General features: G+C 38.5%; 23 protein-coding genes. All 23 read right to left on the reverse strand.

The features are described 5' to 3' along the window. Window positions 1-13: 13 nt before the first annotated feature. The 23 genes from B051_RS0118195 to rfbA all read right to left on the reverse strand — a co-directional run bounded on the left by B051_RS0118195 (window position 14) and on the right by rfbA (window position 26,512). The gene (locus tag B051_RS0118195) at window positions 14-1,942 is read right to left on the reverse strand and encodes a polysaccharide biosynthesis protein (protein ID WP_018479658.1); all 1,929 of its coding nucleotides are present in this window, start codon (window positions 1,940-1,942) and stop codon (window positions 14-16) included. Window positions 1,943-2,524: 582 nt separating this feature from the next. Further along, entirely contained in the window at window positions 2,525-3,667 is a 1,143-nt protein-coding gene (locus B051_RS0118200; protein WP_018479659.1) for a DegT/DnrJ/EryC1/StrS family aminotransferase, read from the reverse strand. Next, window positions 3,664-4,269: an acetyltransferase gene (locus B051_RS0118205; RefSeq protein WP_018479660.1), complete on the reverse strand. Its 606-nt coding sequence runs from the start codon at window positions 4,267-4,269 to the stop codon at window positions 3,664-3,666. Before B051_RS0118205 ends, B051_RS0118200 begins: the two co-directional genes overlap by 4 nt. Before the next feature lie 65 nt (window positions 4,270-4,334). Further along, window positions 4,335-4,955 (reverse strand): sugar transferase, encoded by a 621-nt coding sequence (locus B051_RS0118210; protein ID WP_018479661.1) that lies wholly within the window; start codon window positions 4,953-4,955, stop codon window positions 4,335-4,337. Then, window positions 4,942-6,111 carry a glycosyltransferase family 4 protein gene (locus B051_RS0118215; RefSeq protein ID WP_018479662.1) on the reverse strand — a complete coding sequence of 390 codons (1,170 nt, stop codon included), beginning with the start codon at window positions 6,109-6,111 and terminating at the stop codon, window positions 4,942-4,944. Before B051_RS0118215 ends, B051_RS0118210 begins: the two co-directional genes overlap by 14 nt. A gap of 182 nt (window positions 6,112-6,293) precedes the next feature. Continuing rightward, on the reverse strand, window positions 6,294-7,376 hold the full coding sequence (locus B051_RS22090; RefSeq protein WP_018479663.1) for a sugar-transfer associated ATP-grasp domain-containing protein: 1,083 nt from the start codon (window positions 7,374-7,376) through the stop codon (window positions 6,294-6,296). Between the two features lie 68 nt (window positions 7,377-7,444). After that, on the reverse strand, window positions 7,445-8,653 hold the full coding sequence (locus B051_RS0118225) for a hypothetical protein (protein WP_018479664.1): 1,209 nt from the start codon (window positions 8,651-8,653) through the stop codon (window positions 7,445-7,447). A 30-nt stretch (window positions 8,654-8,683) separates the two neighbouring features. After that, on the reverse strand, window positions 8,684-9,748 hold the full coding sequence (locus B051_RS0118230) for a glycosyltransferase family 4 protein (RefSeq protein ID WP_026236510.1): 1,065 nt from the start codon (window positions 9,746-9,748) through the stop codon (window positions 8,684-8,686). Beyond that, on the reverse strand, window positions 9,745-10,836 hold the full coding sequence (locus B051_RS0118235; protein ID WP_018479666.1) for a glycosyltransferase: 1,092 nt from the start codon (window positions 10,834-10,836) through the stop codon (window positions 9,745-9,747). The genes B051_RS0118230 and B051_RS0118235 overlap by 4 nt, the downstream gene beginning before the upstream one ends. Window positions 10,837-10,844: 8 nt before the next feature. Then, entirely contained in the window at window positions 10,845-12,581 is a 1,737-nt protein-coding gene (locus tag B051_RS0118240; RefSeq protein ID WP_018479667.1) for an asparagine synthetase B family protein, read from the reverse strand. A 6-nt stretch (window positions 12,582-12,587) separates the two neighbouring features. Continuing rightward, window positions 12,588-13,745, reverse strand: a complete 1,158-nt coding sequence (locus B051_RS0118245) for a glycosyltransferase family 4 protein (protein WP_157579075.1) — start codon at window positions 13,743-13,745, stop codon at window positions 12,588-12,590. 596 nt (window positions 13,746-14,341) lie between these two features. Then, window positions 14,342-15,253: a glycosyltransferase family 2 protein gene (locus B051_RS0118250; RefSeq protein WP_018479669.1), complete on the reverse strand. Its 912-nt coding sequence runs from the start codon at window positions 15,251-15,253 to the stop codon at window positions 14,342-14,344. Next, window positions 15,250-16,611 carry a surface carbohydrate biosynthesis protein gene (locus B051_RS0118255; protein WP_018479670.1) on the reverse strand — a complete coding sequence of 454 codons (1,362 nt, stop codon included), beginning with the start codon at window positions 16,609-16,611 and terminating at the stop codon, window positions 15,250-15,252. The genes B051_RS0118250 and B051_RS0118255 overlap by 4 nt, the downstream gene beginning before the upstream one ends. 2 nt (window positions 16,612-16,613) lie before the next feature. Next, a complete protein-coding gene (locus B051_RS0118260) occupies window positions 16,614-18,038 on the reverse strand; it encodes a lipopolysaccharide biosynthesis protein (protein WP_018479671.1) in 1,425 nt (474 codons plus the stop codon). A gap of 55 nt (window positions 18,039-18,093) precedes the next feature. Continuing rightward, window positions 18,094-19,113, reverse strand: coding sequence for a pseudaminic acid synthase (gene pseI / locus B051_RS0118265; RefSeq protein ID WP_018479672.1), 1,020 nt, complete (start codon window positions 19,111-19,113; stop codon window positions 18,094-18,096). Continuing rightward, window positions 19,110-20,144, reverse strand: coding sequence for a sugar-transfer associated ATP-grasp domain-containing protein (locus tag B051_RS0118270; RefSeq protein ID WP_018479673.1), 1,035 nt, complete (start codon window positions 20,142-20,144; stop codon window positions 19,110-19,112). The genes pseI and B051_RS0118270 overlap by 4 nt, the downstream gene beginning before the upstream one ends. Further along, window positions 20,141-21,121, reverse strand: a complete 981-nt coding sequence (locus B051_RS0118275; protein WP_157579078.1) for a hypothetical protein — start codon at window positions 21,119-21,121, stop codon at window positions 20,141-20,143. Before B051_RS0118275 ends, B051_RS0118270 begins: the two co-directional genes overlap by 4 nt. A 6-nt stretch (window positions 21,122-21,127) precedes the next feature. Further along, on the reverse strand, window positions 21,128-21,661 hold the full coding sequence (locus B051_RS0118280; protein WP_018479675.1) for a GNAT family N-acetyltransferase: 534 nt from the start codon (window positions 21,659-21,661) through the stop codon (window positions 21,128-21,130). Then, entirely contained in the window at window positions 21,630-22,337 is a 708-nt protein-coding gene (gene pseF, locus B051_RS0118285) for a pseudaminic acid cytidylyltransferase (RefSeq protein ID WP_018479676.1), read from the reverse strand. Before pseF ends, B051_RS0118280 begins: the two co-directional genes overlap by 32 nt. Next, complete coding sequence (gene pseC / locus B051_RS0118290; RefSeq protein ID WP_018479677.1) at window positions 22,334-23,518, reverse strand: UDP-4-amino-4,6-dideoxy-N-acetyl-beta-L-altrosamine transaminase; 1,185 nt, start codon at window positions 23,516-23,518, stop codon at window positions 22,334-22,336. The genes pseF and pseC overlap by 4 nt, the downstream gene beginning before the upstream one ends. Beyond that, a complete protein-coding gene (gene pseB / locus B051_RS0118295; RefSeq protein WP_018479678.1) occupies window positions 23,512-24,525 on the reverse strand; it encodes a UDP-N-acetylglucosamine 4,6-dehydratase (inverting) in 1,014 nt (337 codons plus the stop codon). The genes pseC and pseB overlap by 7 nt, the downstream gene beginning before the upstream one ends. A 49-nt stretch (window positions 24,526-24,574) precedes the next feature. Further along, window positions 24,575-25,627, reverse strand: a complete 1,053-nt coding sequence (locus B051_RS0118300; protein ID WP_018479679.1) for an NAD-dependent epimerase — start codon at window positions 25,625-25,627, stop codon at window positions 24,575-24,577. 15 nt (window positions 25,628-25,642) lie between these two features. Further along, window positions 25,643-26,512: a glucose-1-phosphate thymidylyltransferase RfbA gene (gene rfbA, locus B051_RS0118305; protein ID WP_018479680.1), complete on the reverse strand. Its 870-nt coding sequence runs from the start codon at window positions 26,510-26,512 to the stop codon at window positions 25,643-25,645. Window positions 26,513-26,586: the final 74 nt, after the last annotated feature.

The following is a 26,586-nucleotide window of genomic DNA, read 5'->3' on the forward strand; positions in this document are numbered from 1 at the left end:
TGTGCTCCTGGTTCTACTGCAGCATGGAGTCCAGTTCCTCAAAACGAGAGTTCTTGCTTTTAAACTCTGGCACAATGTTCTTCATCTTTCTCACCACATCGGTTTCATCGCCGTCTTTGTTGAGGGTGAGCAATTCATTGATGTTCGCCACTACTTTATTGTAGGTATACTCCCGCACCTTAGAAACTTTGATTTTCTCGTGGTGCGTAGGTATAGTCAGTTCTTCTTGGTTCAGCAGCTCTTCATACAGCTTCTCCCCAGGTCTCAGACCTGAGAAAACGATTTCAATATCCTGCGGCGTCAGACCAGCCAGTTTAATCATCTTCTTAGCCAAGTCTACTATTTTTACAGGCTGCCCCATGTCAAAGATGAAAATCTCGCCTCCTGAACCCATCGTACCTGCCTCCAACACCAACTGCACCGCCTCCGGTATAGTCATAAAGTAACGTGTGATATCTGGGTGCGTCACTGTGATAGGTCCGCCCTTTTCAATCTGCGCCCTGAAACGGGGAATGACAGAACCGTTGGAGCCTAACACGTTCCCAAAACGGGTGGTAATGAATCGCGTCTGATGCTGCGGCCTCTGTGAACGCTCTTGCTGCTTACCTTCCGCATTGATGTTGTTCAGCGACTGGATGTAAATCTCAGCGATACGCTTGGAGGCCCCCATGATATTGGTCGGGTTCACTGCCTTGTCTGTTGAAACCATCACGAACTTCTCCACATCGAAAGTCATGGAAAGGTCGGCCAGGTTCTTCGTACCTAACACATTGGTCATGATGGCTTCTGACGGATTGTTTTCCATCATCGGCACATGCTTGTAAGCCGCCGCGTGGTATACCATTTGAGGGCTATACTCCTTGAAGAGCGCATACATCCGGTTGAAATTCTGGATGTCACCGATGCACAGCTTTAGATTTGCACCTGGGAACTCCTCCTCCATCTCCAGTTGCAGCTCATGAAGCGGCGATTCTGCTTGGTCGCAGATGATGACCATCTCTGGATTGTAAGTCAGCACCTGTCGCACTATCTCAGAACCAATAGAGCCCGCTCCACCCGTAATCAGGATGCGCTTGCCGGCTAGGTCAGCTGAAATCTTATCATTTTCAATCACGATGGGTGGCCGCTGCAGCAAATCCTCGATGCGCAAATCCTGAATCTGGTTCATGCGCAGGTAACCGGACATCCACTGGTCTGTTGGCGGCACCGTCACCACCTTTATGCCCAATTCAACGCACTTTTCAATCGCGCTCTTGCGAGCATCTGATTTCAATTCTTCACTCAGAATCACGAGTTTGTCAATATGGAGCTTCTTCTGCAGTTTCTCGATGTCGTTGATGTGGTATACGCGCTTCTGCTGTATGTTCTTATCGATTTTGTTAGGGTTGTCGTCCACAAAGCCAGCAATGGTGAAGCGCCCAACGCTACTTACTTCCAGAGCCTGCTTTACAAGTATGGCGAAGCTGTCCGCTCCGTAAATGAGTACCGTCTCTTTCTCTCCGGTCGTGCCACGCTTAATGAAGTAAAACAGGGCCTTCGCCCCTATCCGCATCATAATCAGTACAGAGGAGCAGATAAAGAAGTTTATCAGCAAGACTACATAGATGTTGACTGAGTCAATGCTAAATTCTGGCTCCACCCACAGCCCCACAAGGGCAGCGTAGGTAAGGCTGGCTATCAGAACGGCCGTGAATATCCTGTAGATGTCGTCTGTACTGGAATATCGGATGAGCCCAGTATGGATGCGCATCAGGTAGAACACCGTGACGGAAACGAGGAAGTAAATGCCCACATATACCAGGAAGTGCCCGCGGAGTATGTGCTCAAAATCGAATTGGCGGATAATAAAGAAGGATAAGGCAAAAGACCAAGTCGTAATCACCTGATCGATAATGAGGATAATCCATTTCGGTAATGCCTTATTCTGTAAAAATGTTTTCATACGTTGGTTTGGATCAGGTAATAACGCGGTCGAGGGTGTGAACGCTTCAGGCATGCTCAGTTACTATCGTACGGCTTATTTCCTGTGGTCGTTTAAGTTAAATTAATTATAATTAATACTTAGTCTCCGGTTCAACACCAAACTTGTCAATTTCATTCCTGCCATAAGCCTGCGACTAATAAAAAAGTGCTTTTCACCAGTGCTTTATAGCCTTTAGCACGAACTCTTACAAATTTGGAGCCCAAAATTAACTATAATAACGTTAATCTACAGCATTTTATATAGCAGCAGTCAATATTTGTTTTGCAACTTTTCTGGCAAGTGTTACACTGGCTCTTGATGAGAAAAGTATTTCTTTAGCTAGCTAAACATCTTTATAATCCGAGAATTTTGTAAAAATCGTCCTCTACAGGCCGGTAAAATCAAATATTACTAATTTGAACCAAATAAAAAGTTCATCCCCATACGCAGGGAAAGCTAGCTCGAAGGCAATTCGGCTTTCCCTGCCTATGGGGATGAACTAAAGAAGAGCACACGGCTCCAGTAGTACTACATTATAAAGGTTTGCGGGATTTTGAAACCCTAAACAGCTACTTCTTTGAAACAGGCTTTTATCCTTGCAGCCACTCTCGCTCGTTCCTCATCCGTCATGTTAGACCCGGAGGGCAGGCAAAGACCTTTCTCAAACAATCGCTCGCTGGTGCCATCGCCATAGAAGGGAGCATTGGCAAACACAGGCTGTAAGTGCATCGGCTTCCAGAGCGGTCGCGATTCAATGTTCTCTGACTCAAGCGCCAGACGGATATCCTCACGGCTAAAGCCTTTCTTGTCGTTTATCAGCACCGTGCTCAGCCAACGGTTGGAGTAATAATCTGCGTTCGGTTCATCCGGGAACTGGATGGCTGCTAAATCAGCAAAAGCCTCTTTATAGAAGGTATAGTTAGCGCGTCTTTGTTGTACGCGTTCCGGTAGTACCTCCATCTGCCCGCGCCCAATGGCAGCGCAGATGTTGCTCATGCGGTAGTTATACCCGATGTGCGAGTGCTGGTAATGTGGGGCCGCATCACGTGCCTGTGTCGCCAGGAAGCGGGACTGTTTAATCCAAGCTTCATTCTTTGATACCAAGGCGCCGCCCCCTGAAGTAGTAATGATTTTGTTGCCGTTGAAGGACAAAATGCTCATTGCCCCGAAAGTACCTAGCATTTGACCTTTGTAGGAAGAACCAAGCGCCTCGGCTGCATCTTCCACAACAGGTATGTCAAAACGATTGGCTATGTCCATTATTTGGTCCATCTCCGCGGGCATACCATACAGGTGCACCACAATGATGGCCTTTGGCTTCCTACCTTTTCTAAGCCTGTCCTGTATGGCGGTTTCCAGCAAATCCGGAGACATGTTCCAGGTGCGCTCTTCACTGTCTACGAACACAGGAGTAGCGCCTTGGTAAGCGATGGGATTTGCAGAAGCGGAGAAAGTCATGCTTTGGCAAATTACCTCATCTCCTGCCTGCACACCCAGCATAATTAGGCCCAAGTGCAGAGCAGCAGTACCAGAACTCAGGGCCGCAACTGACACACCCTCTCCTAAGAAATTTGCTAAGTCTCTCTCAAAGCCATCCACATGCGGACCAAGCGGCGCAATCCAATTCGTATCGAAGGCCTCTTTTATGTTGTTGAACTCGTTGTTCCCCATGTGCGGGGAAGAGAGCCATATTTTTGTGTTCATATCTTATTCTGATGTTCATTAATGATTCTGGCCGGATTTCCCACAGCGGTCACTCCGTCCGGTATATCCCGTATCACCACGGCGCCGGCACCTATTTTACACCATTTCCCAATCTTAAGATTAGGAATAACCACGGCACCTGCCCCTACATGTGTTCCCTCCCCTACCTGCACGTTCCCACTCAGTACCGCTCCCGGGGAGATATGGGCGTAGTCGCCAATACGGCAATCATGATCTATGCTGGCGCCTGTGTTCACGATAGCATGTTTCCCAATATGGACGCTCGCTTGAATAATCGCTCCCTGCATTACGACGGTCCCCTCCTGTATAGTAGCAGAAGCAGAAATGATAGCACTTGGATGAATAGCCTTACCATAGTTTACCTGTAGCTTCTGCGCAATCCTGCGGCGTATTGTGTTGTCCCCGATGCTGATGAGCAAGGGCTTATCTAATTTTTGCCCAGTATATGGCCCAACAGCAGGTATACCGCTCACTTCCCGAATATTCGGGTTATCATCAAACACACCCGCAACAGGTATAGCCGCATCCCGAAGTATGTCGATAATCACTTTGGCATGTCCGCTTGCGCCGTACAAATACATTTTAGTTGTTTTGAGTATTGCCAGGTATAGGCTACAAAATTATCAGGAATTCTCAGGAAAGAAAATTACACTTCCTGCTCGCTCCCCCTAAAACGCTCAATCGTGACAGAGCCCTCTGCACTGATTCCTTCCGATTTGAAGACTTTTACAATTGTTCTCAAGATGATTTTCACATCCAACAGGAAGGAGATGTTATCCACATACCACACATCATAACGGAACTTCTCGCCCCAACTGATGGCATTGCGGCCATTCACTTGCGCCCAACCTGTAATACCGGGCCTGACTTCGTGCCGGCGGCGCTGCACTTCATTGTAGAGGGGCAGGTATTCCACCAGCAATGGACGTGGACCAATCAGTGACATCTCTCCCTTGATGACATTCAGCAGCTGCGGTATTTCGTCTAATGAGGTCTTCCGAACAAAGGCACCAACAGATGTCAACCTTTCTGCATCCGACAATAGTTCTCCCTGTTCATTTTTCCGGTCATTCATTGTCTTGAATTTTATCACCCGGAATATGAGCCCCCCCTTTCCAGGTCGGGCCTGCAAGAAAAAGGGCTTGCCATTATTCGCAATAGCCAACAGTAGCGTCACCACCACAAAAACCGGCAACAACACTACGAAAGCACTCAGACTCACGATGAAATCAACCGGGCGTTTGAAAAAGCCGCTATATACCTTCATGCTGCTTCAAATGGTCTTGGTATTCCTGTAATAAAAGCTCCCAGAAGTGGGATTGTTCATAGCGGTCCACAATCATCTGCCGTGCCTTCGACTGCATACACACGAAGCTCTCCTTATCCGTAATGAACTGCAGCATCGCGTTATAGAGTTCCTCCATAGACTTAGGTGGTATGATCAAGCCGTTCTCACCGTGGCGCACGATTTCGTTGCAGCCATTGATATCTGTTACAATACTTGGTAGCCCAAAACAACCAGCCTGCATGGGCACATTTGGAAAGCCTTCACGATAAGAGGGGAATGCCAGCGCCTGGCTGATGGCCAGGTATGGTCGCACATCGTGCTGAAAACCAACTGACAGAATAGCTGGATTACGCTCAATCTCTTTCAGAATTCTATCATTGACGGGGTCTAGGTCCTGCTCAAAGGGGCCTACTAGCAACAGCTTCACCTGAGGATGGCTTTGCTGCAGTTTCGTGAAGGCAGTCACTAACTCCTGCACACCTTTATCTCTGACTAGGCGGCCAATGAACACGAATACGAAATTCTCGGGCTGTATACTCAAAGAGGCTCTCAACTCCTGTAACCTGGCTGCGTCCAGTTGCGATGGACAGAAAAAGCGGGTATCGATGCCATTGCTGCTTCCATTCCCGATTACCTTCACTTTATCTAATCCGCAGAACCTGCTTTGCAGGATAAAGTCTTTCAGCACCGTCGAGTTAGGGTATACCTTAGTGGCACAGGCATAGGTAACTCTCTCCACCGCCTCCAGCACATGCCGCTTCTTTCCCTGCGTCTCCATCAGCGGAAGCCCAGCAACCGTGTGCAGCCTTACCGTCACACCGGCTAGTTTGGCTCCCAACATTCCAATTATGCCCGCCTTAGGCGTGTGGGAGTGCACTATAGCCGGTTTGTACCTCTTGCAAAGCCGATAGAATTGCCAGAGCGCCCTCAAATCCTGTACCGGCGTAATCTTGCGGGTCATCCTAATTTCAACGAGGGAAGTCTGCTGTTCTTTCATCACCGCCTGTGATTCCGGTCCAGGGGCAGAAACCATCAGCGGCTCAAACCCTTTGGACCGCATGTACGGCAATTGACCAGTAATCAGCTTTTGCAGGGAGAGTGGTACCGTGGTGATGCGGATAAGAACTGGGGGCATTAGTGGAAAAGATTTGTTTTCAGGTACAAAGATAAGTTCTTTTTACGCGACCCTTATCCAAAAAATAATCAATCTAATGATGAGTCCGCTATTTATTGGTTTAAAAATTTATAGAACAGCTCCTGCAGGAGCTGTTCTATAAATTAAAAGGCAGGAACGTGTTGCTCTTTTGTTTTACCTATCTATTTAGAATAATAACTTAAAAATCTGCTTTTAAAGTTTTTTTCAAGTGACATAGGAATACCACCATCCCAGTTATCGTTTCCTTCAATTATAGTTGGACCATTAGGGGTAATGGCAACATCCCAGCCAACAGAGTGAATTCCATATAAGTAGCTATGCAACTCACAAACTTTTTTAACTCCTTCGTGGAAGAATGGTATTTGGAATCCGTCTAGCTTCACCCCTGTATCAGGGTGATTCGTCACCCTTCCTCCATAGCCTGGCTTGAAAAGGCCTTCACCTGTTAGGTTGCCTGTTTTCATATCGACTCCAACAACTATCCCTCCCGCAGCCCAATTATCCACACTTCTTCCTTTGGCGCCTATGCGAAGGGAGGCACAGAAAACCTCAACTTTGCCATTAATGAAAAAAGTCACTACACGTATAGTATTAACAGCTGACGGGTATAAGTAATTCATCTGAGGATGTTGATCAATATGCTCCTGCAGCAAATACAAACCATCTACTTTATCCCTTAATTGATCAACTGTAACTTCTTCGTTTTTAATGTAGAGCTTACCATGTGCTACCTGTAAAGGAAAGGCACCCTTTCCCAGTATACCTGCTAGTTCTTTAGAAAAGCCTTTTATATTGAGGCTTTCATTTTCTACAAGATACTCCAACGGGGTTTGTCTCATGTCAGCAAGCCAGGTCACACCCTCTTTATTTAACAATGCTAGATTAGTTGGAGTGGGTATATCCAAACTTTTCAGGAGCTGTGAAAAGATAAACTTGTCACGCAAGATGCAGATGTAGCTATAGTTGCTGATAGCTGGAAAGAGGTTTTCCTTGTCCCTTATATATCCAAATTTTTTTAGAGACATTACTTCTAAACCATTAAGCCCTGCCTTTCTATCCATGCCATAGGCATAATAAAGTTTGTTCACTTCATTATTTTTTATTACCCACAAGAGATTGTCAAGCCAAATGGAAAACTTAGATTTTCTTTCTTCTTCTGGATAATAAGATTGAGATAGCAAGGGATTCCTAACAAGTTTAATAGTTTCCAGAACTAACCATCGAAATCGTCTAAGTCGTCTCATAATTTTGGATGCTTCTCTTAAAATGTTTAAACAATAACATATATTAAACTGTAAATAGAGAGTATAATCTAATTCAACTTTTGACTTGGCTGAACTGAGTGTTGGTCATGTATCATCTTTGAGAGTAATCTTGATTGAAATATCTCCTTCCTCACACTTAGAACCCAAAACATAAATATCAACATGCCAGGCACAAGCATATTCTTCTGGCGCATCATAATGCCTAGGTTCCCCAACGAAGTGGAAAAAGCAATACTGCCAATCAGAAAGAAGAAAAACAAACCTTTTATTTGGTAAGGTGCCTGTTTCAACAGTTTTAAGGTTTTGGCATTTAATATTTTAATAAATAGTATTAGCATAATTAAGTTTTCAACCGAAGCAAAAACACCCATTACATTATGAATATCAAAGAAAAGGGGTCTGAACAAAAATGTAAAAACCTTAAGCGGTAATGGGTAAGATGATATATCCACGCTAGATCCCGTATGCCCCCTACTAAGATTATAAACTCTTTTATCAGAAAACTGCTCTACACTTTCCGTCGAAACATCTTCTAGTTTTAAGTAGCGCATTACATCGTCAAATATGAATGCTGCAACTGATATCATACATAATGATAGGAAAAGCTTTTGCAAGGGTTTTAATTTATTATCAAAAAGAAAGCCTATGCCGAAAGATGCAAGGAGAAATATGGTGATATGAGGTCGGATGTTGTAGGATAAAATTAAAGCTATAGCTATGCCCAGACTTCGCCGTAAAGGGCTCATTACACTAAAGAGGAATAGCCCTACACAAAAAAAAACTAATGTGTCTTTACCAACTCCTGAAGACCAGAAATGCAGATTTGGAAGGAAAAAGATATAAGGGAAAACATTGTATCCATACACCTTTACATTGGTTTTAACCAAATTTGTGGTAGAGAGATAAAAAAACATAACCCCTAGGAATCCTATAAAAGTATAGATCATTGACCCTGTAAAAAAGGATAATTTCAGTACATTTACGAATACATAATTAAATGCATGCATAAATGCAGTTCCTTGACCTAGCTCTAAGTATTCATTAAGGCTAACTTCTTTTACACGCCAATAACCAAGTGCATCACCTCCAAACACCTGTACATAGAGCATAAAGATCACACCAAAAAACACATGATAGTACCATAAATAGTACAGCCATCTTGTATTTTTAACCTCAGCGATTCTAGAAAAATAGGGAATAGCTATCTTTACCAGGTAAGGTATCAGCAGCAATATTATGATGTCAAAAATCCCCATTTCACTTGATAAACTTACGTGTAGGCATTATTAATAATTATGTACTTCCTGCAAAATTTGTAACCATCTATTTTTAGCCACTTTGTATGAGTACTTTTCTTCTACAATAATTCGACCCTCTTTACCCATACACTCTCTCAGATTTTTATCCTCCAAAAGCTTTTCGAGTCCTTGTTTCCAACTCACTAAGTCTGTGGCTTTGTATCCATTTACTCCATTTTGTATAATTTCATTATTCACACCAATAGGACTTCCCACGACAGGCAACCCACAGCCCATGTATTGTATAAGCTTATAGCCACACTTTCCTTTTTCCCAAGCATCATCATTCAAGGGCATAATCCCTATATCGAATTGCCTGATCAAATCTACTTCAGCTTCTTCTGACCATTCCAGCACCTCTTCATAGCCTTCAAAGCCAACCCCGGCTTTACCACCTATAATATGTAACTTAAGTGGATATTTATTTTTAAGATTTTGCAAAACAGGCACTATATTCCGAACATATTTTAATGTAGATGGCGAACCTATCCAACCTATAATAACTTCTTCCTGATTTTCAGAATTCTTTACCGTATAATAATCTGTATTGATCACTGTTGGAATAATAATAATGTTGGTAGCTCCTGCCTTTTTAGCATAATCTCGTAAGTATTTATTGCCTGCAACTACCAGAGATGCCCCTTCCATTACCTTGGCAATTTTTCTTTTCAGTATTGTCCTAATCCACTTGTTGGGGTGCAGATCGTAATTATGAAAGATCGCATCGTCATAATCAACAATGTATTTAATTTTAAACAATGCAAGAGCTTGTTCTGCAAACGCAGGAAGATAAGGAAAGAGTTCTTTTTCTATAATTACCAGATCATATCTTGCTGATGTAAACAATTTAAATAGTCTTGAAATATACGCTTTAATAATTTTTACTCTACTGATGGCTTTCTTTTGGTAAAGCTGCTGCAAATAGTAATCATCAAATAAGGGGCTGCAATCAACATCAATTCCTTGATCCCTAAAATAGGGCAGATACTGGTAGGTGCGCAATCTACTACTCGCACCCAAGCGGGTGTATTTAGGAAAAAATAAAACTCTCAATTCTGAAATTCATTTATCATACTTGCATATTGCTCCCCAATAAATTGAAGATCAAACTTTGCTTTCAAATCCGCAGCTATCTTAGTTGAATCAAACGAAGGTCTATTTTCCAAAGCAAGGTTAATAGTATTAGCCATCTTTTCAGAATCTCCTACTTCGGTAAAGAAACCATTTACATTCTCTTCAAGGACCTCTCTGTTGCCGCTGGGACAATCAGTAGCGATAACTGGTACTCCTAAAGCAAGAGATTCTAAAATCACATTTGAAAACCCCTCATAAAGTGAAGAAGAAATAAGGTATTTTGATTTAGAAAGATATCTATAAGGGTTAGCCTGGAAACCTAAGAAGTGAACTTCATTTTCTAGTGCTAAACTTTTAACCAATTTCTTTAACTCATTTTCTAACGGACCCTCTCCAACAATATTTAAATTAATAGAATCAGAAGTAATTCGTTTGTAATGAGCGATACTTTGGATTAGGGTAAAATAGTCTTTTTGTTCCATTAACCTTCCTATTGCTAAAAGATCAGAATTAATTGCCTCTTCTGTTGCTTTCGAATTAACTTCAGGAATGTTTACGGGATTGTAAATTACGCGACACTTGGACTCCTCTATTTCAATAAATTTTAAGAAGTCCCTTTTCATGTAGTGGCTCTGAAAAACTACTATATCAGACTTATTAGCAATCAGCTTCAGCAATCCCATCACTATCATTCTTCTGATGAAACTTTTGATTATCTTTCTTTCCGCCCCAATTGTATTTCCTAATCGAGAAATAAGTTTCGTTTTACGTGGCAAAAAAGGCTTTGCAAGTGCCGCCGCTACTGAAGCACCTAATGTGGCAAATAAGATATCTGGTTGATGTTTTCTGCAGAATTTAATCAGCGAAAATACAGAGCCCCTCGCACCGGCAGTTCCCAACTCATAGACAGGAATTTGCGGATTAAGTTGTGTTAAAAGCTGCCCTTCTTTTTTGCCAAGAAGTAAAGAAACGGTAAGCCCCCTATTGTGAAAAAAATTAAGGAGCTGAAGCATGACGCGCTCTGCTCCGCCTGGGCGAAGATTCGGGAAATAAAAAACGATTGACAATTGTATTATTATTTAATATTAAAAAGAGCTGCCAAAGCTGCCAAGTTTATTCCATTAGGATTTTGATTCTTTGATATTTGATTTACAATAGAATTCTTATCGAAGTAGTCCCAGATAGAAGATTTAGCGTTGTCTAATATAATTTCCTTATAGTTGCTTTTATTATCAATTGAATTTGCAACTCTAAGTTGCGTGTTAATATCTCCACCTTGTAGTTTCCACATAACTTTAGAGTAAAGAGGTATGGATTTATCTACAAGCATTTTTGCTCCTTCATGCCATTCATTCTGGCCAAGTAATGGAGCATATGGGTTTACATTTTCAGTTAATAGACCGTATAGTTGATTATGTAAGCTTTCCTTATTCCCTCTAATCAAGTTTTCTTCTTTAGACAGAAATACTAGCTTAAGAAAATTCTCTGAACCAAAAGGAGAAAAAGAATCATGATATTTAAGAGAGCTCTGTGAAATTCCGACCCCCTGACTTCTCCATCTCTCTAAATGGAATACAGCTGAACAGAAAAGTTTAAGGAAATCTATTTTATTTTCAAATGAATTATATTTTGATAACAAATATTTTTCTAAATCAATCTTAGACTTTTGAGCGAAATCCTCAGATAAAGACTTTTTACTAAATACTGAATCAGCAAAATGAGTTACAAGTTGAGTGAAATTAGTAGCTGAAGGGTTTAAGTTCTTGCTGAATTTATAACTCCAATCTGTGTCTCCTCCGTTACCGTTCAATGAAACTTTTATCTCCCCACTGTTGTAAAAATCTGAGGTTTTTAACCTGAATAAGTATGAAAATACATCGCCATCTGTTTGTGGATTAAAAGCTGAAATCAAGTTTTGATCTTTGCTTGGATCCAAGAGTACCTTAACATGAGGTATATCAAATTTTCTACTTAATATACCTGCAATCCAGAAGTCTAAGTTTGATTGCCTATTATAAGTGAGAGTTTGTAATGTTCTCCCAGTGGTATTCCAAAACATACTTAGTACCAGCCGACTATCAAAACCTCCTGATAATGGAACAACAGTATCATGAAAGTTCCTCAAATACTTTGCATTGTTTTTAAACTCTTTTGCAGTAGCTTGCAAAGCATCTGTAAAAGAGAGGTTAGGCGAAAGAATTTCCTTTACAGATTTATAAGTTCCAACCTTTAACCTTCCATCTTCTATAGTAAGATGCCCATATTCAGGCAACATGTTTACACCTTCGTAGACTGTTGAATATCCAAATTCGGCACCCGTATCCTTAATAACCTTTTGTTTAATATACTCCTCAACATTAATCTTAAGCCCTGCTACCTCAGCCAGAACCGGCAAATAGTTGGAAACATAGATTTCACTCCCTCTACCCGTGTAAAAAACTTTATGATGACCTAAACAATCAACATGGCAGTCAAACTCAGAGTTTGTTATCTTAAATATAGAAAACTGACCAGAGATAGTTTTTTCATTAGAAGATTTTAAACTTCTTAAAGCTTCAGAGCTTCTGAAATCTGTTAATTCACCTGAGTTATCTAAAATTGTTCCTGAATATCCCAATATTAAATTGGGATATTCTACAAAATAAGCTTTTGAAGTCCTATCAACTGGTGTATAAGAAACTAGTTTAAAATCCCCTATCTCTTTACAGTAAGAATTAAAATTCTTCAGTACTGGAATATCGGACGTATTAAACTTAGTCTCCGCAAGTAACGACAAATTAGATTTAGAGTATTTCAATAACCATACATGCATATAACCTTAAATTTTAAAAAAAATTTTAACCTTATTAATTATCCTTTGTAAAATACTAGGCCTATATTCTATATATGGTGACCACTCACTTAAAGATTTTCTTGGAGGTTTTTTAAATAACATTGATTGTTTGATAACCCTATCATACTCTTCGCTTATCTTTAATACATCAAATTTATTTTTAACCCTAAGAATTACGCCCTGTTTCATATCTAGAAGCAGTTGATAATTATTACTTAACCTTTCTATAATATTAGCATAAATAGATATGCTATTTTTATCAACCAAAAAGCCGCTTTGGCCTTCTTCAATAATATAGTCGGTTATTCCCTCTAATCTATTTGCAATAGGGATTACACCATACTTCATAGTTTCAATTAATGTTAAACCGAAACCTTCAACTATGGAAGGAAATAACATTATATCCCATAAGCTAATTATAGGTTCAAGATTCTTATTTTCAATAAATCCATGGTATTTGTAAGATATCTTATTCTTATCTAGTAAACTAAGTAAAGCAGATTTATCGGGGCCATCTCCTACTATATGAAAATCATATTCAATAGTTAAATTTTTAAGAATCTCAGGAATTATAAAAACCCTTTTATGACCATTATGAATCCTTCCTAAAAACCCAATCTGTAGCCTATGCTTATCTACATTAATATTTCTGTTTGTAGCTAAACCCATGTCTACACCATGAGGTATAAGTTTTAGCTTACTTAATGCTTCTGGATATTTTTCTGTGAGCTTTTCTAATTGTATCGGGGATATACAAATTATTTGCGATACATACTCTAAATTAGTAATTACATATTTATAAACTCTAGGGGTATCGCTATTTACTTTTTGTATAATTTTAATATGATTAGGCAGAAAAGGAATACACGATATAGCTATAGGTGAATTATTGGGAAATAAAATATCGAATTTATTATTGATTAAATATGAGATTAGTCGATTGGCTAGTTCCCTTTGATTATTAACTTTACTGAATTCTACTCCAATATTTATAAAAGAATCATCTTGCAAATCCATTGAAGAATCTCTTACTCCCAACCCAATAAGAGTAAAATTATAATGTGGTAAATATTCTTTTAAAGAACAGTAATGGGTATAGCCTCCACTTAGAATAGGCACACCGATAAAAGCAATTTTAAGCACAGTCGATTATATATCTTAAAACAATAACTTAATACATTGATTAAATCTGACCAAACATTTATTATACCTAACTCTTCATCAGCAAATTATTCAATAATTAAATTTTTAGAATAGTTAAGTATTAGTTTGATTTTTTCTATGTAAGAGTATAGCTATAGATAATTATTCTACTTATTAAGAGATTTAGATAAACAAACCCTACACGTAAGTGATAAACTTTCAGCTGTGCATCGCATTTAAAGTAAGTACCTCCTTAATGTTATAAATATTCTTAAAATTATCTGAAATCAAACCACTACCCCATATCATTCAAATATTAAATTATAGTGATGGCATCGACCTCACGCCATAAAGCACAGGCTTATACTTTATATTAAATGCTTATGAAACGTGATGTATATCTTTCTTCAAAATTATACTTACCGTTAATGGATTAATAGCATAGCTCTATGTTGATGATAAGCGCAATCTTGCAATTATTGCCTTATCATTATTAATATTAATCACACTTTCAATATTTGATGGATTATATTTATTAACCCCAAGTGATTTCAGCGTTCTATTTATACTCATAATCAAATTTGGAGTAGTGCGTTTTAATCAAATTTACGTAACTTTTTGTATTGTTTTTGCCCAAGTATAGAGATAAATAACTTGCCTAATACTTGTGGCCTGGAAACTCTATGTAGGAAGGAAATCACAAAAGCATTTATCGCTTTCATGTTGAAGCCATTTAAAGCATAAAGTTCACCCAACCTTTCATGTAATTCACTCCACCTAGTTTTAGGGATAACTAAATCTGTTTTATATTTTTCTATAAAACGTTCAAGATATACTAGTTTATCACTATATATTTTACTCATAGTGTCTGTATGAACATAATAATTCATTAAGACATTATCTACAAATGAGACTTTATACTTCTTACTAAGACGAAAATACATATCTATGTCCTCTCTAGACTTAAACATTTCATCAAAGCAATCAATATTAAGAATAGCATGCTTCTTACATAAAACCATTGAGGGGGGGCCAATGTAATTCAAACCAAGAATTTTAGATAAATCACCTTTGTATTTTGGGACAATAATTTTTTGATTACCCGTATTTTGGTCAATTTGTTTGAATGCACCATATACTAGAGCATAGTCTTCTGGTAAAGTTGCAAATTTATCAATTTGTACTCTAATCTTATCATTAAGCCACTCATCGTCATCATCTAGAAATGCAAGGTATGTACCTTTAGATTCCTGTATTCCTGTATTACGAGCTGCTGATAATCCTTTGTTTTGATTATGTTCAATATATGTTACTAAACCACTCTTAATATAACTTTCCAATTTAAGCTTGGTCTTTATTCTATGCTCGTTATTGCCATTATTGTCATCAACTATTAAAATTTCAATATTTTTATAAGTTTGATTAATGACACTTTTTAACGCTCTTAAAATAAACTCTGATCTTTTATAAGTAGGAATAATAACCGACACTAGTGGTTCATGACTCATTGTACTTCAATTAAAAATGAATTATGAATTTTAAAATATACTTGCTTGACCATTAAGTTTTGTACACTTAAAAACTTATTTTTTATGAAACTATGTTCAAATCCATAGAATTTCAATCCATGATATTTACTATTTTTAAAGAGGACAGAATTGAATTTTTTTGCAAATTCTTGTTTTAGCCTCATCTTTATAAACTTTGCTCTGATAAAATTTAATGATGGACTTATAGACTTATATTTATGCTTATCTTCGATTTTAGAATCAATTATTTTTAATATTGATTCAAAGCTGTCACCTTTGAAATTATAAAATAAATTAGTTAGTTTTTCAAAAGAGGCCGAATCTAATCTACTATGATTAAAACTTTTCAAGTTGTCCAAAATATTGAATACATCTTCATTTGAAGTTGCACGAATACCTAGTTGATTTGGTAGCCATATATCAAATTGCTCATCATGAAAAGGTTTAAAATTTATAACTGGTTTACCAGCTAGGGTAGCCTCAATGGCCGTTGTGCAACCATCATGTATAATTGCATCAGCTCCTAAAATCCACGGACCGACCGAGCCATCATGATTAACAATAATATTTTCTACACCTGAAAAAAGAGTTTTATAATAATCGTGGTTTTCGGAGGGATGTGGGCGATAAATAAAATATCTATCCGGGTATTTAACCGCTAGATGGTGCGTTAAATTGATTATTGATACTAATTGCTTTGAAGAATAAGCGTAAAACCCTATTCTCTTAAGCCTTTTTTCTACATCTTTAGCTATATAATTTCCATTCTCAGAAAATACATGACTAATCCCTAATCCATGATTCGCTAAACCATAGTTTCCATTTATCAAAATGTAACTACTATATCTGCTCTTAATTTGATTTGTTTCTTCATCAAAGTAACTGTTCCATTTCTTTTTATACAAATCAAATCTTGGATGCCCAGTTGTGGCAATATTTAGTCCTTCACTCCTACTATAATCAACTTGTGCCTGAAATTCACCCCAAACACATATCCTATCATTTTCATCAAAAAAATCAAGACTATACTGACGTTTGAGCACATCTATCCAATCATTCTCTCTACCCCCGAATACAGCTCCTTCTTCATGTAAGTAAATGATATCAAAGCCTCTTTCTTTAAGTATATTATACTTTTCTCCTGTTTCCAGGTCAGAACGTTTTGTAAATAAGTTTTTACCTATATACAGTCCACCATGTAAACTTGGCAATAGTGACATTAAAAAATCATGCTGCCCTATATAGATTTTATGACCTTGACCTGATAATATAGATGCTAAAACAATTTTAAAATCTATCTCTCTATTAATTGTTTCAATTGGCAATAAAATATTCATAGTTACTTAAAAAGTAGTATAATTTCGTTTATAATCTTTCTTTTAAGAAAGAAAATTATAAGTGCCGACAACACAAAAAAAGTCATGGAAAATAAACCTAATTGATAAATTTCATTTAATTGCGCAAATCCTATTAAATAATTTGTAAATAGACCTACAGAAAAAATTATAATGAAATATGGCAAAATATCTACTAGTTGTTCAATTAGAGTATACTTTATTTTAAGACCAGCAAAGTGCATATCTATAATAGTCATCAAAGCTCCTCCACAAGTTATAGCAATTATAGTAGTTATAAATGAATAATTTATAAAGAAAAAAATTAGTGCAATCAACATAACTTTCCTGATAACTTCTAGTTTTAAATATAAACCTGCCAGCCCCTTAACTTTTAGCATGTTCCTATTTATTTGGGTTAAAGGCATAAAAAGCCCTCCAATTGCTAAGACTTTAAGAAAAGGAACCATGTCTAACCATTTATTTCCTAAAAGCATACTCACTATAATTTCTGCTTGAAAATACATAAGAGTAGAAATCCCACATATTAAGGCAAAGGTTATTTGAATATTCTTAACGTAGAATGCTTTAAGTTTAGAATTATCATCTTGCAACTTAACCATTGTTGGGTAAATACCAGATGCTATCGAATCAATTACTAATGAGCTAGGAGTCAATTGTAAATTTTTTGCCTTGGTATATAAACCTAATGGAGCTGGGGAGTAAAATTTAGCAAAAATTAAGTTCATTGATTGTACATAAATCCTGTTAAGATACCCTGCTATAAATAATTTTAAACCAAATCCATATAATGGCATTAACAATCTCCAACTAAAATCCATAGATGGGATATACTTAACTCTAAACCAAAGTATAGTCACATATAACGCTGAGTTTACCAATTGCTGAGTAATAAGCGCAACAACACCAAATCCCATATAAGCCATTAAGATACCTACAATAAAACTGATTAATGACGCAGGAATTCTCGCCTGACTAACTTTTTTTAAATTTAAATCTTTAACACTTTTTACAATTTGAATTAAAGCTAACGAATCAATGATTAGGCTTAATGCTTGTAATCTTATAAAGAAGGTTAAATTTTCGTACCCATAGAAATCTTGGATAATAGGGGCGGCGGTAAATAGAATTAGGTAGAATAAAATGGCTAAAATTAAATTCATCCAGAATACTGATGAATATTCGGCATCTGTTGCGCCTTGTTTTCTGATAAGTGCGTCTTTTAAACCACCATCGATAAATGAATTAGTTAATAGATAAAAAACATTGACTACGGCCAACACACCAAAATCCTCTGGAGAAAGAAGGCGAGCTAATATTATAGTCAATATAAAGCCTATTAGTTTTAAACTGATAGACTCCACAAAAGACCATTTTACATTACTTATTGTCGCTCTTTTCAAAGACATTATTATATTCTTCTAAAGTATATAGAGCCAAAACGTTATTATTAACTTAATGGTCCTACTCATAATCATAGGATAAAATGTCCTTTGTAATAGGAGTGCCTGCCTTTACATTTCTATTTACTTTTTGACCAATAATTTCGGTATAATGCTTTGGGGCAAGACCATGCCCCGGCCTTACCGATTTAACATTCTCTGATGTAAATGGTTCTCCAGCTAGAATATCCTTAGTTGCAAATAGAGAGCGACGTTTAAGTTTGTTTTTCTCACTCACTTCATATGTTACCTTTCCAAGTGCGGCCTCTGTAGATCTCACAGCCTTTACCATTTCTGCAAACTCCTGGGGCTCCATTGAAAACGAAGAATCAGGCCCTCCTAAATTTCGGTCTAAGATTAAATGTTTTTCGACTACTGTAGCTCCTAATGCTACTGCAACAGTTGGAACAATACTCCCCATTGTGTGATCTGAAACACCAACATTAACTCCGAATTTTTGCTTAAGATTAGGGATAGTCAGTAAATTTGCTCCCTCTATGGGAGCTGGATACTCGGAGGTGCATTTTAAGAGAGTTATATTCTCGTTACCGACGGATTTACAAGCTTCCAGTGCTAATTCAATATCTTTGATTTCGGCAACCCCTGTTGATATGATTACTGGCTTTCCTTTACTAGCTACATATTTAATCAGCGGAATATCAGTTATTTCAAAAGATGCAATCTTATATAATGGCACATCCATAGATTCAAGAAAATCGACTCCTTCTTTATCAAAAGGAGAAGAAAAGAAAACAAGACCTAAATCTTCCGCTATTTTCTTTAGCTTAGGTTGCCACTCGTAAGGCATTGATGCTTGAGTATACAAGTCATATAGCCTTGTGCCTTTCCATAAACCTTCTTTTAGAGGCCCAAAATGCTCATTGTCAACATTAAGCGTAAGTGAGTCTGCTGTATATGTTTGAATTTTCACAGCATCTGCACCTGTTTTAGCTATTTCTTCTATCGTTTTAACTGCTAATGAGAAATCATTATTATGATTTGCGGAGAGTTCCGCTATTATGAAAACCTTGTTATTGTTCATATTATATTCTTAGACTTAAAAAATTTTTTAGCCCTTTTATCAGTTAAATATGGCTTATGCACTTGGATTAAATCTAAATCAGGATTATGATTACCTTCAATAATCACAAAGCCATAATCTGTAACTAGTATATCCCATCCTACATATTCGAAAATAGGATACTTAGCTAAAAAGGCTAACATTTCATCTTTAATTTGATTCCAATGTGGCAAAATAATGCTTTCGAAACTAGCTTTACTATCAGGATGTAAATTACCTTGCAATAGCATACCATTACTAGCTCGGCTTAACCAAGGTGATAGTTTGCCTGTCTCACAATCTATTAAAGAGACCATCCCGCCTTGAGAAAAATTATCAAATGGTATAGATCCAGACCAGCCTACTCTTAAAACGCCTGCAAAAATACTGGGTCTAGTATTCTCGTCTACAAAAGTAACCAGGCGAATTGTGTTGATTGTTAAGGGGAATATCTTTGATAACTCTTTGTGTTGCTCATAATATTTAAATATTCCATACTCACTCAAAGATTTGATTTGATTATGTAATGATCCTTCACTTAATATCTCGTTTTGAACTAAAATATTTTCTCCATCAAAATCTATAAACAATATACCTTGCCCTTTCCCTCCTTGCAGTGGTTTTAATACTAATTTGGTTTTAGAAAATATTTGTTTAAGAAAAATTTCATAATTATAATTTTCTTTAACTCCAAAAATGCTTCCTTGATGTATTATTCCAAATAGCTCTGGAGTAGGGAGTTTGTCGTTTATAAATGAATAAAATAAAAACTTATCGTGTAATATTGGCCAGTAGTTTTGATTTGTATTTAAAGTGATTTTATACCTGATTGAATCAGGAAGATAATTGCACCAATTACTAAAATTGAGTTTATATAGAATTATGTTTTTGGTATCAAACCCCTTACTCCATAAATAGAAAAGTTTGAATATATTTATTCTCCTTATAGAATGATTAAAAACATTTCTTTTTATAAAATCAGTATATGAAAATCTGGTAAGCTTTAATTTCATATGCTTTTATATTTTTCAAGCACAAAGTCTACAACTCTTTTTGCCCCATTTGAATCAATTGATTCCTGAGATACCCTATTGAATTTAATTCTTTCATCTTTCGAGATAAATTCAATCAATTCCTCTTTAAACTCCTTATTAAAATTTTTATCTACTGTTTTCCCACAATATTTGATAACTCCTAGCTCACGCCATTTTTGGGCATTTTTTATCTGGTTATCAGCAGTCGAAATGGCTATAACAGGTATACCTATTAATATAGATTCATTTAATGTCTGCCCCCCATTTGTTATCATTAAGTCAGTTGAATACAAGTGCTTTATATAATTTTCACTTGAAACCAAATTTTTAAAACTTACTTTCTCATGAGCATCAATACGTTCTCTACTTTCTGCTTGTCCAAATACTGACACATTAGCATCAGGAAACACATTATGAACAATTTCTAATAGAGGAGCTATTTTCTGCTTATCAACAAAACCACCTAGCGAGATAGTGATATTTTCAATCTTATTTTTTACCAAATAATTAGGGAGTGACCAAAACTCATTTCTAAATAACATGTATTGAGGACCTTTTAATATATAATTTGCTATTTCCGTTGGTAACTGTATAGAATCCCCATATATACTACCTACTACAACAATGCCATTCTGAATATATCTTAGCATAGCGTCTGTTATAGAAACGGGTAACTTAGATTTTGAAGAAAGACATGCTAACTGTGAGTTATCTATTTGATATGTATCAAAAACACTAATGTCGCTGGAAGCTATATGTTCAGCCGCTAGACTGTTTGTTTCCCAATCAACATATTCAATATCATATGGTAAATCTATCATTGATTTACTTCCTCTAATAAGAAATTTAATACTACACTCTTTACTGGCAAAAGCATCCGCTAATGCTCGACACCTATTGACATGCCCTATACCAATATTTTGCCCGTACTCTGTCAAAAAAAGAACTTTGATCACAAATAGCTATTTTATCGCTTTTAGATAAGTACTTTTTAAAAGCCTCATTAAAATAAAGTCATCATTCTTTTGAGCATTTACCATTTTTTCAAATCCCAAAGCAAGATTTGATTCAAGCACTTTCGTATTATTTGTTTTATTCTTTGTGTATATCACTTCCTGATTGAGCTCAATGAACCAGTAATCGAATAATGAATATTTAGCTTTACTACCAATACCTTTCCCCCTATATTGCTTTTCTCCAATTAGAGCGCCATATTCTGGCATTGTAGTTAGGTTTTTTATACTAAAGACTCCTATAGGGCCATTACCTATTAACACAAGATCAATCCTGTCTAATTTATTGTAATTATTAACAAAATCTGTTTGTTCTTCTTCTCTTAACTTATTTTGCTGCTCAAAGAAGATTAAATTATTAGGGTCGTTTCTCCAATTAACTATTGAAGGAGTATGAGCATGAGATATTAATTCCCATCTAGTCCCTTCAATAGGAATAAGCTGTGATAACTTATCGATGCAAATCTGTTTTATTTTGCTCATGTACATATTTAAATTTTACTTCAGCTATCTCCCAGTCTTCTATGGTATCAATATCCTGAAAGTACTTTCCGTTGAGCAGATAGCCTTTATTATCTTCTCTAAAAAAGCTTTCATGCTCTAAATAATGTTTTACATCAGCCCAATAGAATTGCCCTGCATCATGCAAGTATTTAGCTAAATCTTGGCTTCGCTTTAAATATAATTCAGGGTAACTCTTTATAAGTTTTCCTTCTACTAATTGGAGTGATCTTTCAATTGGAAAATCATATTCTACGATAGAAATAACCGATTTACACCTCTCTTTCATTAATAGAAATGAATCAATTAGATGCTTTGGCTGAACTAAAGGGGCTGTAGGGAGAATACATGCAAATACATCATAATTAAAGCCTTGAACTTCATAATTACTCAAGACTTCTAAAATGACTTCCTTTAAGGGAGCATAATCATCTGAATTATTAATGCTTCTTAAAAAAGGCACCTTCGCTCCATACTTTATAGCTATTTCAGCAATTTCCTCATCATCAGTAGAAACCATTACTTCTTCAAACAACTTGGAATTCAAAGCCGTTTCTATGGAGTAAGCAATAATAGGTTTACCTAAAAAGTTTTTGATGTTTTTACGTGGAATTCGTTTACTACCACCCCGCGCAGGTATTATTGCTAACTTTTTCACTCTTTTATAAAACCTATAACTTTCTCAATCACGAATTGCTGCTCCTCGTTCGTCAGCGTCGGGTACATCGGCAGACTCAAGCAAGCTTCGTAGTAACGCTCAGCTTTCGGGAAGTCACCTTTCTTATACCCCAGGCTGCGGTAGTAGGGCATGGTGTGGGCCGGGATGTAGTGCACCTGCGCAAAGATGTTGTGCTCGCGCAGGAAATTGTATAGCCCCTTGCGGTCGGCCACTTGAATTACGTACAAATGGTAGGCGTGGCCCGTCTCACCCGATTCAGTTATAGCCGCCAGGTTGGTGCCCAGCACTTCTATACCTGCCGTGCCGGCGAAAGCCGCGTCGTATATTTTGGCAATCTGCCTTCTGCGGGCCATCCCTTCGTCGGCGCGGCTGAGTTGGGAGAGGCCCAGGGCGCAGAGCATGTCAGGGATGCGGTAGTTGTAGCCCAGCGCCTGCATCTCCATGTACCAGCCGCCGTGGTTCTCCTCCAGCAGGTCCGCCTCGCGCGTGATGCCGTGGGTGCGGTAAAGCAAAAGCTTTTTGTAGAGTTCCTCGTCGTTGGTGGTCACCATGCCGCCCTCGCTTGTGGCGATGTGCTTCACGGGATGGAACGAGAAGATGGCCAATTCAGCGAAACGCCCGTTGCCGCACAACTGCTGCTCGCCCTTGCTGTCGACAAAGAAGCCGCCCGGTGCGTGGGCTGCGTCCTCGATAATCCATAGCCCATGCTCGTCGGCCAGCTCACGCAGCTGCTCCAGGTTCACCGGGTTGCCGGCGAAGTCGACAGGTATGATGCCGCTGTAGTAGCCTTTGGGCTTGCTCTCCACCATCTGGCGCACCTGCGCAATGTCAATCAGGGCCGTGGTTGGGTCGATGTCCGCGAACTCCACGGTGCCGCCGCAGTAGCGCACGCAGTTGGCCGAGGCCACGAAGGTGATGGGGGTGGTGATGACGCGCGAGGCTTCATTCACGCCCAGCGCTATGGTGCACAGGTGCAGCGCGGCCGTGCCGTTGCTCACGGCCACGGCATACTTGGCGCCCACGTAGCGCGCAAAGGCCTGCTCGAACTCGGCCACCTTCGGCCCCTGCGTCAGGAAGTCCGACTGCAGCGTCTCCACCACGGTGGCTATGTCAGCCTCAGTGATGTGCTGCCGGCCGTAAGGAACTGGATTCTTTAGCATACAGAAAAAGTCTCGTCTACGTGTTCTTTGATTAACTCTCTCAACTCTTGCACAGAAACCCACTCTGTATTTTCTCCAGAATTATATTGAAAGCCTGCTGGTACTTTTTCTGCGTTAAATTCTTTTACAAAATCTTCCACACTCCATCTTGGAATAGCAGGTACGATTGCATAATATCTTCCAAGATCATAGGTATAATATGAGTCAGAAGAGGTAATCATTTCTTCATGGATTTTCTCACCAGGTCTAATACCTATCACCTTTTGCTCACACTCTGGTCCGATTGCTTCAGCTACGTCTGTAATTTTATAGGAGGGAATTTTCGGAACAAAAATCTCTCCCCCCCATGCAGTCTCAAGGGCATGCATTACCATATCAACACCGCCCTGCAGGCTGATGTTAAATCTGGTCATGGTAGCGTCTGTTATGGGGAGCACACCCTCTTTCTTTTTATTCAAAAAGAAAGGTATTACCGAACCGTTTGAGCCCATCACATTGCCATAACGAACGACCGAAAATCGGATTGGATTCCAGCCCTTGATGTTATTTGCAGCTACAAAAAGTTTGTCTGAGGCCAATTTTGTAGCACCGTAAAGATTAATTGGAGCTGCCGCCTTATCAGTAGAAAGCGCTACCACACGTTCTACTTCTGTTTCAAGGCATGCATTTATAATATTCTCTGCACCTAAGATGTTTGTCTTCACACATTCCATTGGATTATACTCTGCAATTGGCACATGTTTCATTGCAGCTGCATGGATGACATAGTCAATCCCTTTTAGTGCTCTTTTAACACGATCATAATCCCTTACATCTCCAATAAAGAAACGAATTTGCGGAAAATTATCATGTGGATACTCCTGGGCCATATTAAATTGCTTCTGCTCATCGCGAGAGAATATCACTAGACGCTTGACGCCAGGGTAAGTCTCTAGAATATGATTTGTCAGGGCTTTACCTAATGAGCCCGTCCCTCCTGTTATTAATACTGATTTGCCAGTTAACATTGTTTATATAAATGACTTTATGTTATACAATTTATTTAGAATTACTTTTTTAAACTTTGTAAAAGTCTCTGTACCATTTTACAAAATTAGAAATTCCTACTCGTAATTCTGTCTTAGGCTGATAGTTAATATCTTTTATCAAATCTGTTACATCTGCCCACGTGGATAATACATCCCCAGGTTGTAATGGCATTAATTGTCTTTCTGCCTTTTGCCCAATTGATTCTTCCAGCGCATCAATAAAATCAGTTAACAGCACAGGAGATGAGTTTCCAATATTATAAAGTTTATAAGGAGCTTTTGTTTTTAATGCTTCTAGACGGTCGCATTCTGAGTCATTATTTACGGATTCAGGTTTATCAAGTACCTTTACTATACCTTCTACTATATCATCTATATAGGTGAAATCACGTTTCATCTCTCCGTTGTTGTAAACCTGTATAGGATTACCATTTAAAATTTTGCGAGTGAAAAGAAACAACGCCATATCAGGCCTCCCCCATGGTCCATAGACAGTAAAAAATCGGAGTCCTGTTGTGGGTATATTAAACAAATGGCTATAAGTATGCGCCATAAGTTCATTCGATTTTTTGGATGCAGCATATAAAGAAATAGGATGATCTACTACATCTTCTGTAGAAAATGGGATTTTGGTATTCGTTCCATATATAGAGCTAGAAGAAGCATATACCAGATGTTTCACTGGATGGTGCCTGCACGATTCAAGTATATTTAGGAACCCTTGTACATTAGAAGAGATATATTCGTCAGGCTTTTCAAGTGAATACCTTACTCCAGCTTGCGCCGCCAAATTCACAACGGCATCAAATTGTTCCGACTTAAAAAGTTCAAGTAGAAATTCCTTATTTGTCAAATCTTCCTTTACAAACCGATAACTTCTAAAACGTTTGCTCTGCACAAATCGGCTTGTCTGAATTTCATCCTTTGTTATGCCGGCATCAGCTAATCTACCATATTTTAGACTTACCTCATAATAGTCATTAATATTATCTAGGCCTACAACTTCATCTCCTTTTTCAACCAATTTATTTACTAAATGAAAGCCAATAAAGCCTGCACTTCCTGTTACCAGAACCTTCATACTATCAAAATATATTTAAAACTTCTCCTTCAATAGTCCCAGCAGATACTCCCCATAGCCGCTTTTGCGGAGGGGCTCTGCGGATTCTCTGAGTTGGTTATCATCGATGAAGCCTATGCGCCAGGCCACCTCCTCGATGCAGCCAATCTTGAGCCCCTGCCGTTCCTCAATCACCTGCACAAACGTGGCCGCCTGCATCAGCGACTGGATTGTGCCCGTGTCGAGCCAAGCCGTGCCACGGTTCAAAATACCAACCTTCAACTTACCTTGCCTCAGATACTCACGGTTAACATCCGTGATTTCGTATTCCCCTCGCTCACTCGGCTTTAATTCTTTGGCTATACGTATCACATCATTATCATAGAAATAAAGGCCTGGTACAGCATAGCTTGATTTCGGCTCCCGAGGCTTCTCTTCAATTGATATGGCCCGACCAATATCATCAAACTCCACTACACCGTAACGTTCAGGGTCATTGACGTGGTAAGCATACACTACTCCTCCTTCTGGGTTATTGTTAGCCTGCAGTAGCTTACTCATTCCGGAGCCGTAGAAGATATTGTCACCTAATACTAAGGCTACTTTGTCAGCACCTATGAAATCCTCACCAATGATAAAAGCCTGCGCCAGCCCGTTAGGCTCCTCCTGCACCCGATACTCAAACCTACAACCAATTCGGCTTCCATCGCCCAGCAGGCGCTCGAACATTGGCAAGTCGTGAGGTGTTGAGATGATAAGAATTTCCCGTATGCCCGCCAACATGAGTGTGGAGAGCGGGTAGTAGACCATGGGCTTGTCGTAAACAGGCATGAGCTGCTTGCTCACAGCTAGCGTCAGTGGGTGCAGGCGGGTGCCGGAGCCCCCAGCCAGGATGATGCCTTTCATTGTCTTGTAGGATTAGGTTTTTGTAAAATTGCCTGAACTGTGTTGGGGGAGATAAATTACCTGGCACTACAACT

The organism is Pontibacter roseus DSM 17521, from assembly GCF_000373265.1.
Classification (GTDB): domain Bacteria; phylum Bacteroidota; class Bacteroidia; order Cytophagales; family Hymenobacteraceae; genus Pontibacter; species Pontibacter roseus.

Bases quoted from the DNA above. Each gene is read 5' to 3' on its own strand.
- B051_RS0118195 (WP_018479658.1), bottom strand. From the start codon at position 1,942: ATGAAAACATTTTTACAGAATAAGGCATTACCGAAATGGATTATCCTC.
- B051_RS0118200 (WP_018479659.1), bottom strand. From the start codon at position 3,667: ATGAACACAAAAATATGGCTCTCTTCCCCGCACATGGGGAACAACGAG.
- B051_RS0118205 (WP_018479660.1), bottom strand. From the start codon at position 4,269: ATGTATTTGTACGGCGCAAGCGGACATGCCAAAGTGATTATCGACATA.
- B051_RS0118210 (WP_018479661.1), bottom strand. From the start codon at position 4,955: ATGAAGGTATATAGCGGCTTTTTCAAACGCCCGGTTGATTTCATCGTG.
- B051_RS0118215 (WP_018479662.1), bottom strand. From the start codon at position 6,111: ATGCCCCCAGTTCTTATCCGCATCACCACGGTACCACTCTCCCTGCAA.
- B051_RS22090 (WP_018479663.1), bottom strand. From the start codon at position 7,376: ATGAGACGACTTAGACGATTTCGATGGTTAGTTCTGGAAACTATTAAA.
- B051_RS0118225 (WP_018479664.1), bottom strand. From the start codon at position 8,653: ATGGGGATTTTTGACATCATAATATTGCTGCTGATACCTTACCTGGTA.
- B051_RS0118240 (WP_018479667.1), bottom strand. From the start codon at position 12,581: ATGCATGTATGGTTATTGAAATACTCTAAATCTAATTTGTCGTTACTT.
- B051_RS0118250 (WP_018479669.1), bottom strand. From the start codon at position 15,253: ATGAGTCATGAACCACTAGTGTCGGTTATTATTCCTACTTATAAAAGA.
- B051_RS0118255 (WP_018479670.1), bottom strand. From the start codon at position 16,611: ATGAATATTTTATTGCCAATTGAAACAATTAATAGAGAGATAGATTTT.
- B051_RS0118260 (WP_018479671.1), bottom strand. From the start codon at position 18,038: ATGTCTTTGAAAAGAGCGACAATAAGTAATGTAAAATGGTCTTTTGTG.
- pseI (WP_018479672.1), bottom strand. From the start codon at position 19,113: ATGAACAATAACAAGGTTTTCATAATAGCGGAACTCTCCGCAAATCAT.
- B051_RS0118270 (WP_018479673.1), bottom strand. From the start codon at position 20,144: ATGAAATTAAAGCTTACCAGATTTTCATATACTGATTTTATAAAAAGA.
- B051_RS0118280 (WP_018479675.1), bottom strand. From the start codon at position 21,661: ATGAGCAAAATAAAACAGATTTGCATCGATAAGTTATCACAGCTTATT.
- pseC (WP_018479677.1), bottom strand. From the start codon at position 23,518: ATGCTAAAGAATCCAGTTCCTTACGGCCGGCAGCACATCACTGAGGCT.
- pseB (WP_018479678.1), bottom strand. From the start codon at position 24,525: ATGTTAACTGGCAAATCAGTATTAATAACAGGAGGGACGGGCTCATTA.
- B051_RS0118300 (WP_018479679.1), bottom strand. From the start codon at position 25,627: ATGAAGGTTCTGGTAACAGGAAGTGCAGGCTTTATTGGCTTTCATTTA.
- rfbA (WP_018479680.1), bottom strand. From the start codon at position 26,512: ATGAAAGGCATCATCCTGGCTGGGGGCTCCGGCACCCGCCTGCACCCA.